General features: G+C 69.5%; 13 protein-coding genes. 4 read left to right on the top strand and 9 right to left on the bottom strand.

Annotation, left to right across the window (positions count from 1 at the left end; genetic code table 11):
* Nucleotides 1–123: 123 nt before the first annotated feature.
* Nucleotides 124–1,074, bottom strand: a complete 951-nt coding sequence (locus tag QM693_RS21210) for an Lrp/AsnC family transcriptional regulator (protein WP_009477863.1) — start codon at nucleotides 1,072–1,074, stop codon at nucleotides 124–126.
* A 262-nt stretch (nucleotides 1,075–1,336) separates the two neighbouring features.
* Here QM693_RS21210 and QM693_RS21205 point away from each other — a divergent pair, with 262 nt between their 5' ends.
* From QM693_RS21205 to QM693_RS21195, 3 genes are read left to right on the top strand one after another with little or no spacing between them, the layout of a single operon-like run.
* The gene (locus tag QM693_RS21205; protein WP_283330605.1) at nucleotides 1,337–2,479 is read left to right on the top strand and encodes an isochorismate synthase; all 1,143 of its coding nucleotides are present in this window, start codon (nucleotides 1,337–1,339) and stop codon (nucleotides 2,477–2,479) included.
* Nucleotides 2,476–3,246: an SDR family oxidoreductase gene (locus QM693_RS21200; protein ID WP_283353355.1), complete on the top strand. Its 771-nt coding sequence runs from the start codon at nucleotides 2,476–2,478 to the stop codon at nucleotides 3,244–3,246. Before QM693_RS21205 ends, QM693_RS21200 begins: the two co-directional genes overlap by 4 nt.
* 35 nt (nucleotides 3,247–3,281) lie before the next feature.
* Nucleotides 3,282–4,934, top strand: coding sequence for a (2,3-dihydroxybenzoyl)adenylate synthase (locus QM693_RS21195; RefSeq protein WP_283330603.1), 1,653 nt, complete (start codon nucleotides 3,282–3,284; stop codon nucleotides 4,932–4,934).
* Nucleotides 4,935–4,944: 10 nt separating this feature from the next.
* On the opposite strand, the gene QM693_RS21190 is transcribed toward QM693_RS21195, so the two are convergent.
* From QM693_RS21190 to QM693_RS21180, 3 genes are read right to left on the bottom strand one after another with little or no spacing between them, the layout of a single operon-like run.
* Nucleotides 4,945–5,763, bottom strand: coding sequence for an ABC transporter permease (locus QM693_RS21190; protein ID WP_283330602.1), 819 nt, complete (start codon nucleotides 5,761–5,763; stop codon nucleotides 4,945–4,947).
* The gene (locus QM693_RS21185; RefSeq protein WP_283330601.1) at nucleotides 5,723–6,568 is read right to left on the bottom strand and encodes an ABC transporter ATP-binding protein; all 846 of its coding nucleotides are present in this window, start codon (nucleotides 6,566–6,568) and stop codon (nucleotides 5,723–5,725) included. The genes QM693_RS21190 and QM693_RS21185 overlap by 41 nt, the downstream gene beginning before the upstream one ends.
* Nucleotides 6,565–7,044, bottom strand: coding sequence for a MarR family winged helix-turn-helix transcriptional regulator (locus QM693_RS21180; RefSeq protein ID WP_280778773.1), 480 nt, complete (start codon nucleotides 7,042–7,044; stop codon nucleotides 6,565–6,567). Before QM693_RS21180 ends, QM693_RS21185 begins: the two co-directional genes overlap by 4 nt.
* A 99-nt stretch (nucleotides 7,045–7,143) precedes the next feature.
* Between QM693_RS21180 and QM693_RS21175 the strand changes: the two genes are divergently transcribed.
* Nucleotides 7,144–7,908: an NRDE family protein gene (locus QM693_RS21175; RefSeq protein WP_283330600.1), complete on the top strand. Its 765-nt coding sequence runs from the start codon at nucleotides 7,144–7,146 to the stop codon at nucleotides 7,906–7,908.
* A gap of 33 nt (nucleotides 7,909–7,941) precedes the next feature.
* Here QM693_RS21175 and QM693_RS21170 read toward each other — a convergent pair whose 3' ends face one another.
* The 5 genes from QM693_RS21170 to QM693_RS21150 all read right to left on the bottom strand — a co-directional run.
* Entirely contained in the window at nucleotides 7,942–8,355 is a 414-nt protein-coding gene (locus QM693_RS21170) for an HIT family protein (protein ID WP_280778775.1), read from the bottom strand.
* 74 nt (nucleotides 8,356–8,429) lie between these two features.
* Nucleotides 8,430–9,851: an adenylosuccinate lyase gene (gene purB, locus QM693_RS21165; protein ID WP_283353354.1), complete on the bottom strand. Its 1,422-nt coding sequence runs from the start codon at nucleotides 9,849–9,851 to the stop codon at nucleotides 8,430–8,432.
* A 22-nt stretch (nucleotides 9,852–9,873) separates the two neighbouring features.
* Nucleotides 9,874–10,503 carry a TetR/AcrR family transcriptional regulator gene (locus QM693_RS21160; RefSeq protein WP_283330597.1) on the bottom strand — a complete coding sequence of 210 codons (630 nt, stop codon included), beginning with the start codon at nucleotides 10,501–10,503 and terminating at the stop codon, nucleotides 9,874–9,876.
* 296 nt (nucleotides 10,504–10,799) lie between these two features.
* Nucleotides 10,800–11,480 carry a DUF998 domain-containing protein gene (locus QM693_RS21155; RefSeq protein ID WP_283330596.1) on the bottom strand — a complete coding sequence of 227 codons (681 nt, stop codon included), beginning with the start codon at nucleotides 11,478–11,480 and terminating at the stop codon, nucleotides 10,800–10,802.
* A gap of 92 nt (nucleotides 11,481–11,572) precedes the next feature.
* Nucleotides 11,573–11,748 (bottom strand): PepSY domain-containing protein (locus QM693_RS21150; protein WP_283353374.1); only part of this gene is annotated, 176 nt, incomplete at its 5' end.

Here is an 11,748-nt window from a genome sequence, read left to right as displayed (position 1 = left end):
AGGAAGCATGCGTGGTGCGGATCACAGCACTCAACAGCTGGACGAGGTTCGGCGAAATCGGCCACCAGCCTGTCGGAGATCGCAATCAGGTGCGCCGGAGGGGCCGCCAGATGTCGAAATCCGTCACATTGCCCGCCCGCTGCGTTTGACCGCCTGCACCACCATGTTGGTTTCCAGGGCCGCCGCGTCCGCCACCCACGGCGCGGTGGTGATGTAGTCGTAGAGCACCGACTCGTCGGGCGCGGCGATGTTGGCGACCACCTGGTACTCGCCCGCCGTGCCGGCGGCGTACCGCACGTACGGCATCTCGAGCATCCCCCGCACAAGCGGTTCGATCCGGTTGCGCTGAGTCTTGATGAACAGCATCGCCTCGGCACGCAGCCCGAACAGGACCGGATCCACCACCACCCGGAGGCTGATCGCACCCTCGGCGAGCAGCGACTGGACACGTCGCCGGGCCGTCGCCTCGGACACGCCCGCGGTCCGGGCGAGCGCCGTGGTTCCCACCCGCCCGTTCTGCATCAGCTCGCGGATGATCGTCCGGTCGACGGGATCCCGGGTGCCGCGTTCGAGGTCCGTGAGAAACGTCGCCGGAGGCGACACCCCGCCGATCGCTTCCTTCTCGGCGGGGGTCAGCACCCCGGCCTCCCACTCGCGGACCGTGCGGAAGTATCGCAGCACGGGGTCGGTCCAGCTTCGGACCACGCCCATCGTCGCGGGCAGTTCGTCCATGACGAGCTTCGGGAGGCGGTCCCGGGACACGTGGATCTCGGCCACACAGTCGGCGGTGCCGGTGAGGATGTACACGAAGATGCAGTCGCTGCGCTGGGCGAGGGCGCTCGCCGCCACCCGAACCGTTCCCGGGGAGCACTGGAGGCGGACGATCGCGGTGCCGCCGCTGTTCGCGACGGCGGTGACGGCCACCCGGCCGGACTCGAGGAGCGCGATGCCGTGCCGGGTGACGTTCCGCTCGGGTTCGCCGAGCGCCTGGGCGATGCGGCTCCAGGAGCACCGCCCGTCGACCTGGAGGGCGGCGACGATCCGCTGATCGAGCGAGAACCTGCGTTCGGTCATTGCAGCCGCCTGCCCTCCATGCAACGTGTGCATGCGATGTTAGGCCAGTCGGGGGTGGCGAGAATCCAGATGCTGTTTGCGGCTGATATCGCGCCCCACGTCGTGACTCGAAATCGCTGGTCTGCAACGGAATACGTGTCGCAACGGGACCGCAGACGGACAAGCTGAACCACCAAAGGTTAGGCTAACCGTATATGGTCGTGACGTGACGGTGCGCATCGCCACACGCACCGCAGTTGTCCGCTACGAAAGGTGATCGCATATGCAGTCGACGGCCGTTGCCGAGTCCGCAGAGACTTCGGCGGACCTCCCGCCGGGCGCGCCGTTCATTCTCTCCCGACCGCACGGCACCGTGATCGCCGACGGCATCCGCACCGGTTACGACTCCGCCCACGACGCCGCCGCGGCCCTGCGGAGCGGCACCGCGACGTCGGTGGTCGGCGCGCTCGCCTTCGACCCGTCACATCCCGCCGCGCTGATCGCACCACAGACGCTGCGTCATCACCCGGGAAGCTGGTCCCCTCGACTGCAGGCCCTTCCGCGCGTGCGCGCCGGTGCGTCGATTCCCGCGGAGGACGAGCACATTTCCCGGGTCGCCGCCGCCATTCACGTGCTGCGGGAACCCGAGGCCACACTGCACAAGGTGGTGCTCGCCCGATCGGTCGTCCTGCACGCCGACGAACCGCTGCATCCGCACGCACTGCTCGCGCAACTCGTCGCGAACGACCTCGGCGGCAACGGCTTCAGCGTCGATCTGAGCGCCGCAGGCACAGGCTGGTCGGGACGGCACCTCGTCGGCTCGAGTCCCGAGGTGCTCATCCGTCGCCACGGCGACACCGTGACCTGCCACCCTCTCGCCGGATCCGCTCCCCGGCACACCGATCCCGAGATCGACCGGCTGACCGCGGAAAACCTCGCGTCGTCGGAGAAGAACCTGCGCGAACACACCCTCGTCGTCGAGGCGCTGCGAGCGAGCCTCGAACCGTTCTGCACCGAGCTCGACATCCCCGACCGGCCCACCCTCACCAGCACACCGCAACTGTGGCATCTCGGCACGCCCGTGTCGGGACGGCTGCGGGACCGCTCGGTGACCGCACTGGACCTCGCCGTCGCCGTGCACCCGACCCCGGCCGTGTGCGGCACCCCCACCGACGCGGCGCGTGCACTGATCGGCGAACTCGAGGGCGACCGCGGCTTCTACGCCGGCGCCGTGGGCTGGGCCGACGCCGACGGTGACGGCGAATGGATTGTCACCATCCGGTGCGCGCAGATCGACGCCGACCGCACCACCGTCACGGCGTACGCCGGCGGCGGCATCGTCGCCGCATCCGAACCGGACGACGAACTCGCCGAGACCACAACCAAACTGGGCACCGTCCTCGCCGCACTGGGACTCCCCCGATGAGCGGCACGACACTGGTCGTCGGGGCGGCACAGGGCATCGGGCGGGCCACGGCCGTCACACTGTCGCGGTCCGGTCACCGCCTGGTACTGCTCGATCGCGACGCCGACGGCCTCGCCGCCACCGCGGCACTGCTCGACACCCCGCCGCTCGGCACCGCCGTCACCGACATCCGCGACACCGCCGCCGTCACCGACACCGTCCGCCGGATCGAGGACGAGCACGGACCCATCACCGCACTCGCGCACGTGGCGGGTGTGCTCGAGACCGGCTCGGTGCTCGATGCCGACCCCGAGAGCTGGCAGCGGGTGTTCGACGTCAACGTCACCGGCCTCGTCAACGTGCTGAGGGCGGTCGGCACCGGAATGCGCGAGCGTGCAGCCGGTTCCATCGTCGTGGTCGGTTCCAACGCCGCGGGCGTCCCCCGCACCGGCATGGGCGCGTACGGCGCGTCCAAGGCTGCCGTCTCGATGATCGTCCGGGTACTCGGCCTCGAACTCGCCGAATACGGGATCCGCGCCAACATCGTCGCCCCCGGCTCGACGGACACCGCGATGCAGCGGTCGCTGTGGTCGGATCCCGCCGACGACGCCGGAGCGCGCGGGGCGATCGACGGCGACCTGGGCTCGTTCAAGGTCGGTATCCCGCTGGGCCGCATCGCCGACGCCGCCGACATCGCGGACTCCGTCGAGTTCCTGCTGTCGGAGCGGGCGCGTCACATCACCATGCAGGCGCTCTACGTCGACGGCGGCGCTACCCTCCGAGCCTGACGCCCCGAACAGCCATGCCCGTGAAAGGACTTTCGATGACCACGAGCGTTCGCGCTCCCCTGGAGACCACCGTCGGCTACCCCGCCGACCTCGCCGCACGCTACCGTGACGCCGGGTACTGGACGGACGAGACGTTCCAGCAGTTCCTGGGCGCCCGCGCCGAGCAATTCGGGGACGCGATCGCCGTGACCGGGCCGGACGCGTCCGGGGTCGACCGTTCCCTCACCTACCGGCAACTGTCCGACCGCGCCGACCGGCTCGCCGCCGGGCTGCAGTCGTCGGGGGTGCAGCCCGGCGACCGGGTGGTGGTGCAATTGCCGAACGTCGTCGAGTACGTCGAGGTGATCTTCGCGGTCTTCCGGCTCGGCGCACTGCCGGTGTTCGCGCTTCCCGCGCACCGCGCCCAGGAGATCTCCTACTTCTGCAGCTTCACCAACGCCGCGGCCTACGTCGTCACCGATACGCACGCAGGATTCGACTACCGCACCCTCGCCCGCGACGTGGTGGCCTCGGCCGAGAATCCGCCCCGAATCATCGTGGCCGGGGACGCGGAGGAGTTCACGTCACTCGACGAACTGCGGGCGGCGGAACCGATCTCGGACGGGCCGGCGGTGGGTCCGGAATCCGTGGCATTCCTGCAGCTCTCGGGCGGAACCACCGGGGTGTCGAAGCTGATCCCGCGCACCCACACCGACTACCTGTACTCGGTGCGCGAGTCGGACCGCATCTGCGGTGTCGACGAGAGCACCCGCATGCTCGTCGTTCTGCCTGCGGCGCACAATTTTCCGATGAGCTCACCGGGCATCCTCGGTGTGCTGCACGCCGGTGGTCGCGTGGTGCTCGCGCCGGATCCGAGTCCCGACACCGCGTTCGCGCTCATCGAGAAGGAGGGCGTCACGATCGCGTCGCTGGTGCCGCCGCTCGCGTTGGCGTGGCTCGCCGCCAGTGGTCGCACGGAACGCGACCTCTCGAGCCTCGAGGTGCTGCAGGTGGGCGGTGCCAAATTCAGCGCCGAGGCCGCGAAGCGGGTCCGTCCCGAACTCGGGTGCACGCTGCAGCAGGTCTTCGGGATGGCGGAGGGCCTGGTCAACTACACCCGGCTCGACGACCCGGAAGACACGATCGTCACCACCCAGGGCAGACCGATCAGCCCCGACGACGAGGTCCGGGTCGTCGACGACCGGGGCGAGCCCGTCCCGAACGGCACGTCCGGTCATCTGCTCACCCGCGGCCCGTACACCATCCGCGGGTATTACCGGGCTCCCGAACACAATTCGACGGCGTTCACCGAGGACGGCTTCTACCGCACCGGCGACATCGTCCGGCTCACGGACGACGGCTACCTCGTCGTCGAGGGCCGCGCGAAGGACCAGATCAACCGCGGCGGCGAGAAGGTGGCCGCGGAAGAGGTCGAGAACCATCTCCTCGCACACCCCGCCGTCGCCGACGTCGCGGTGGTGTCGATGCCCGACCCGTATCTCGGTGAACGGAGTTGCGCGTTCGTCGTGGTCCAGGGCGAGCAGCCGAAGGCCGTCGAACTCAAGAAGTTCGTCCGCGGCCGCGGACTCGCCGAATACAAGGTGCCGGACAAGGTCGTGTTCGTCGACGAGTTCCCGGTCACCGGCGTCGGCAAGATCAGCAAGTCCGACCTGCGCCGGGCACTGGAGAAGACGTTCGTGACTTCGTGACCCCACCCGGCTATCGGGACAGTCGCCCCAGCAGCGCGGACGCGACGGCGATCCCGAGCACCGCGGCCGCCACGAGCACCCCGAAGTCCAGCCAGTAGTTCGTCGGCTGGCCGATCAGCAGCCCCCTGAGTGCGGACACCTCGTAACTCAGGGGGTTGGCGCGGCTGATCGCCTGGACCCACCCCGGCATCAATTCCACCGGGTACAGCGCGTTCGACGCGAAGAACAGCGGCATCGTGATCGCCTGCCCGATCCCCATCAGCCGGTCGCGTTTGAGCACCACCCCGGCGATGGCCACCGACAGGCACGAGAAGAACGCCGCTCCCAGCACCACGACCGCGACGACACCCAGAAGTCGCACCGGATTCCACGTCATTCCGACGCCGAGCAGCGCCGCCACGACCACGACGACCACGGCCTGGGCCACCGCGCGAACACCGGCCGCGAACGCCTTACCCGTGACGAGAGCCGCACGCGGAGTGGGTGTCACGAGCAGTTTGGTCAGGACCCCGGCGTCGCGTTCCCAGATGATCTGGATGCCGTAGAAGATCGCCACGAAGAGCGCCGACTGGGCGATGATGCCCGGCGCCAGATAGTCCAGGTAGGGGACGTCGCCGGTCGGGATCGCGCGGATGCGGCTGAACGTCTCCCCGAAGATGACGAGCCACAGGATCGGCTGGATCGCGCGGGTCACCAACTCCGTGCGGTCGTGGCGGAGCTTCTGCAATTCGACCAGACAGAACGTGACGATCCGCGACAACAACCGGAGCGCATCCCGGGTCGGCGGTTCAGCCCAGACGGCGGGCAGTGCGGCGGGCGCTACGGACATCCCGGAGCCCTCCCTTCTCGTCGGCGGTGAGGCTGTCACCGGTGAAGTGGCGGAAGACGTCGTCGAGCGTCGCGTCCGGCCCCAGTTCGGCGACGAGTCCCGATGGGGAACCGACCGCCCGCAGTTCGCCGCGGTGCATCAACGCGACCCGATCACACAGCGCCTCGGCCTCTTCCATGTAGTGGGTGGTGAGCAGGACCGTCATCCCGTACTGCTTCTGCATCTCGGTGACGCGGGTCCACACCGAATCCCGCGCCACCGGATCGAGCCCGACCGTCGGTTCGTCGAGCACCAGCAACGACGGCCGGTTGACCAACGCCTGCGCGAGTTCGAGGCGCCGGACCATGCCGCCCGAGAAACTCGACGCGACCCGGTCGGCGACGTCGGCGAGATCCACCGTCTCCAGCACCTCGTCCACCCGGCGCCTGCGTTCGGACCGGGGTACGTCGTACAGGCGGGCGAACCAGGACACGTTCTCACGGGCGGTGAGCGCGCCTTCGATCGACAACTGTTGCGGCACATACCCGAGCAGCCGTCGAACGGCCATCGCCTGGGTGCGCACGTCGAACCCGAAGATGCTCACGTCGCCGCCCTGCAGTGGGAGAAGGGTGTTGAGCAGTCGGATCGTGGTGGTCTTCCCCGCCCCGTTGGGGCCGAGAAGGCCGAAGCACTCCCCCGCCTCGATCACGAGGCTCAGGTCCTTCACCGCGGTGTAGTCCCCAAACGAGTAGGTCACGTGCGACAGTTCCAGCGCGTCGCCTGCCGACCGCTGTCGTGCGGCGGTCTGCGCCCTGCGAAACATCATCTGACGACCTCCCGATCGGTCGGCCCGGCCTGATCCGGGTGGAGCGCTCCGGCGAGGCGGGTGATGGCGGGGATGGCGGATTCGATGGCCTTCCTGTCCTCGGCACTCAGCCCGTCGAATGCGGCGGCGACCTCGATGTTGCGGCGGTCGCGCCAACGCTCGACCTGTGCCCGAGCGTCGTCGGTGAGCGCCAGGCGGGCGACGCGGCGGTCGGACTCGTCCCGCACCCGTTCGACCAGCCCGGCGTCGGTCAGTTGCCGCACGAGGGTGGAAACGGTGTTCGCCGCGAGGCCCAGGGCCGCCGCGGCCTCCGCTACGGACGTGCCGGGCCTGCGACGGAGCAGACGCACCAACTCCACCTGTGACCCCGTCAACGGGGTCTCCGGCCACGGCCGCCCGACTCGACGGCGCGTGTGCCGGCGCAGCAATCCGATTGCGGCGAAGAGCTGTTCGGCAGGCGACTCGTTCTGTGCCATGAAATCAATATAGCTCTGTTTCAGAGGTATTACGAGGGCGGCTACGCTCGGGCATGCACAAGCGAGTTCGGATGATCGAGGTGACGAGGAGACGTCTGCATGTGCCTGGTCCTGTTCGCCTGGCATACCCGCCCCGACCTCCCCCTCGTCGTCGCGGCCAACCGCGACGAGTTCTACGCCCGGCCCACCGAACCGCTGAGCAGGTGGGACGACGGGTTCCTCGCGGGCCGCGATCTGCTCGCCGGCGGCACCTGGATGGGAATTGCCGACTCCCAGCGATTCGCGGCCGTCACCAACGTCCGCAACGGCGCCCCCTCGACCGGGGCGCGGTCCCGCGGCGCCCTGCCCGTCGACTACCTCCGCGGCGGGCTGTCACCCGCCGACTACGCCGAACAGGTGGCCGCGACCGGCGCCGAGTACGGCAGTTTCAACCTGCTCGTCGGCGACCCCACGGAACTGTGGTGGGCCACCAACCGGCCCCACGGCAGGCGGCAGCGGGTGGAACCCGGCGTCCACGGCCTGTCCAACGCCGAACTCGACACGCCGTGGCCGAAGGTGACCGGCGGCAAGCAGGCATTCGCCGCCGCCCTCGCAGCCGACGACGGCAGCCCCGAGGCCGACCCGGGGGCATACTTCGACGTGCTCGCCGACAGCGACCCCGCACCGTGGGACTCACTGCCCGACACGGGCATCGAACCCGAACTCGAGCGCGCCCTGTCGTCCCGGTTCATTCACTACGGCGACTACGGGACGCGGGCGTCGACGCTGCTGCGGGTCCGGCCGGACGGCACCTTCGACATCACCGAACGACGGTTCGACGAGAACGGCCCCACCGGCGAGGTCCGCTTCCCCGCACGTGAGTGACAAAGTGTGCTCCCGCACGCTTTGCCACTCACGTCAGGTGAGGGAGGAACGGATGACGCCCGCCGTCTGATCGAGCGCGATCCTGCTCGGCGACTTCGGCATTCCGCGCAGCCCGAACCCGTCACCGGCCGTCCGGGGAACGACGTGCAGGTGGACGTGGAAGACCTCCTGGCCGGCGGCGATCCCGTCGGCGAGGAACAAGTTGACGCCCTGGGCACGCATCGGCCCGTGACGCAGCGCGGTCGCGATGCGCTGTCCCACCGCGAACACCGCCGCGCCGTCGCCCGGGTCGAGGTCGGCGAGCCCGCTCGCGTGCCGCTTCGGGACCACCAGCAGGTGTCCGGACGTCCACGGCCGGATGTCCATGAACGCCATCACGTCGTCGTCCTCGTGCACGACGCTGGCGTCGGATCGGCCCGACACGATCTCGCAGAAAATGCAGTTCACGGGTAGGCACCTCCGGTGCTTGTGCGCCTTTTCGGTAGTCCCCGCTACCAAAAAGGCGCACGGGCGCTACGCGCCTACAGGATCGGGGACGGCTGGTAGGCGGCTGCCTCAGGGTTGGCGTCGACGAGCTTCTGCACCTGCGCGACGACCGTGGCGACCTGCGACTCGGCGGCACCGATGAACGCCTTCTTGTCGGCGAGGGCCTCGTCGAGGGCGGCCCGGTCGAGGGGCAGGCGGTCGTCGGCGGCCAGACGGTCGAGGAGGTCGGGTTCCCTGCCCTCCTCGCGCATCGCCAGCGCGACGGCGACGGCGTGTTCCTTGATGACCTCGTGCGCCGTCTCCCGGCCCACTCCGGCCCGCACCAGGGCCATCAGGACCTTGGTGGTGGCGAGGAACGGCAGGTACCGGGTGAGTTCCTTCTCGATGACGGCGGGGTAGGCGCCGAATTCGGCGAGCACGGTCAGGAACGTCTCGATCAGTCCGTCGATCGCGAAGAACGCGTCCGGCAGCGCGACGCGGCGCACCACCGAGCAGAACACGTCGCCCTCGTTCCACTGCGCGCCCGCGAGCTCGGCGGCCATGGTCGCGTACCCGCGCAGCACGACCTGCAGTCCGTTGACGCGCTCGCAGGAGCGGGTGTTCATCTTGTGCGGCATCGCGGACGACCCGACCTGGCCGGGCTGGAAGCCCTCGGTGACCAGTTCGTGGCCGGCCATCAGGCGGATGGTGTGCGCGAACGACGACGGCCCGGCCGCCACCTGCACCAGCGCCGACAGCACGTCGTGGTCCAGCGACCGCGGGTACACCTGGCCTACGCTCGTGAACACGTGGGAGAAGCCGAGGTGCTCGGCGACCTTCTGCTCCAGCGCCTCCAGCTTGGACGCGTCGCCGTCGAGGAGGTCGAGCATGTCCTGCGCGGTGCCCATGGGCCCCTTGATGCCGCGCAGCGGGTAGCGGTCGATCAACTCGCGCAGTCGGGTGAGCGCGACGAGCAGTTCGTCGGCGGCGGACGCGAACCGCTTGCCCAGTGTGGTGGCCTGCGCCGCGACGTTGTGCGACCGGCCTGCCATGACGAGGCTGCCGTACTGGGCGGCCCGCTCGGCCAGCCGGGCGGCGACCGCGACACCGTGCGCGTGGACGTGCTCGAGCGACCGCAGGATCTGCAGCTGCTCGACGTTCTCGGTGAGGTCGCGGCTGGTCAGCCCCTTGTGAACCTGCTCGTGCCCGGCGAGTGCGTTGAATTCCTCGATGCGGGCCTTCACGTCGTGGCGCGTGACGCGCTCGCGGTCGGCGATGGAGTCGAGGTCCACCTGTTCGAGCACCCGCTCGTAGTCGGCGAGCGCCTCGGCCGGCACGTCGATCCCGAGTTCCGCCTGGGCACGCAGCACGGCGAGCCACAGCTGACGCTCGAGGACGATCTTGTGCTCGGGCGACCACAACTCGACGAGTTCGGGGCTGGCGTAACGGTTGGCAAGGACGTTCGGGATGCGGCTCACGAGTCCTCAGTTTACGGCGGTGCTACAGCTCGACGTGGTCCGGCCGGTCGAGGGCCGGCGCGACGACGTCGACGACGTCGAGCAGCATGGCCCGGGCGAGGGCACGCAGGTCGGGGTCGTGTTCGCCGAGCGCGGTCACCAGGGCTCCGTCGACGACGGCGACGAGCCGCCGGAGCTGCTCCTGCCGGACGTCGCGGTCGGAGCGTCGCAGGGCCTCGGTGAGTATGTCGTCGAGTTGCGCGCGCAACCGCAACTGCACCTCGCGCAGTTCGGGGCGACGCGCGCAGGCCGTGAACCGCTCGTACCGGGAGATCAGCCTCTCGCGGCAGTCCTCACTGATCAGTGCCGGTCCGACGAGTAGCTCGAGGAGGAGGTCGACGGTGGATTCGCGGCCGCGGCGCCGGTGCGTGACGTCGTCGACGCGGCTGCGCATGACCGCGAGATCGCGGTTGCCGTTGCATTCGACGGCCTTCGCGATCAGGTCGTCCAGCGACTCGAAATAGTAGGTGGTCGACGCGAGCGGAAGGTCGGCCCGGGTGGCCACCGAGCGGTGCCGGACCGCGTCGAATCCGCCCTCGAGCAGCAGATCGGCGGCAGCCTCGACCAGCGCCTGTCGGCGCCGTTCGCCCTTCGGAGTTGCCGCAGATGACACCAATTCATCCTGCCAGCCGCGGGTGCCGCACCAGGGCAAATTGGACGACAGACCGCGAAGTATGTGGGCTGCGGAGGCCGCCCGCGTAGCGTCGGGACCATGCGGGTGTCGGTGCGGATCGCAGGCGCGGACCGCGGCCGAAACCCTGCCTCGGTCCGAGGTCCTCGAGTTCCCCGGTCTGGGCCACGACGTGCTGCAGTCCTCGGATTGCGCCCCGGCCGTCACGGTCGGCTTTCTCGAGAACCCGGTCGGCAGCTACGACACGAGTTGCCTCGCGCGAGCACAGATGCCGTCCTTCACGACCGGATCAGATCCAGGGGCCGGCAGTTGAGGCGACGGAGCCGCAGGGCGATGGTCACCAGCGCCGGGAATGTCACGGCGAGAAGCGTGAACCGCTGGAGAAGTCCGGCGACGTCGTGCAGCGGGGCACCCTCCGGCATCGCGAACCGGCCCAGCATCACGAAGCATCCCAGTCCGAGGACCCCGGCGACCGCGGTGTACCACGCCAGGCCGCGCCACCGCGGATCGGCGGCGAACCGGCGCGACAGCACCAGCAGCGACAGCGCGCTGCAGGAGAAGAACGTGACCCCCGAGATCACATGGTGGCCGGGGTCGTAGGCGTTCCCGGTCGCGTCCTCACGCAACGGGAACCCGGCGGCAAGAACCAGCCCCACCGCCGCCGCGCCGAGCAGAGCCGGTCCCGCCCAGCCGAAGCGTGTCGCCGCGATGCCGCGGTGCAGTCCGGCCGCGAAGATCAGCAGTAGCACGGCGAACGCCAGGAAGTTCAGCTGCTGGATCCACCCACTCGGGTCCGCCTCGAGAGCGCTGATCGGGTCGGCGATCGAGCTGTAGTCGTCCCGGAGGAATACCTCCTGGGCGACGAACCCCGCGGTGAACACCAGCGGTCCCGCTGCGCCCGCACGGGCGGCCCACCGCTGGAAGTCGGAGCGCGACACGAGAACTGACGTGTTGACCATGCCTTCGACGCTAGAGCGACGTCACCACCCGGGCATCGGAAAATTCACCCATCCCGCCCCGGGCGGAACATGGGTCGTTCTACCCACTGCGGTCAGTTGTCGGGAAGGACGGCTCCGGTCGCCGCGTCGACGTTCACGTCGTAATCCCAGCCCTTGGCGTCGCGGATGTGAATGTGCCACACCGCCGTACCATCCCGCTGCTGCTGCTCGGCGTTCGCGACCGTGCCACCCGGGACCGTCGCGACCGCGATCTGCTCCGCCTGCTGCT

This window comes from Rhodococcus sp. IEGM 1305, from assembly GCF_030058635.1.
Taxonomy (GTDB): Bacteria; Actinomycetota; Actinomycetes; order Mycobacteriales; family Mycobacteriaceae; genus Rhodococcus_F; species Rhodococcus_F opacus_D.
Note: the sequence above shows the minus strand (reverse complement) of the source record. Positions and strands in the feature narration are given on the sequence as shown.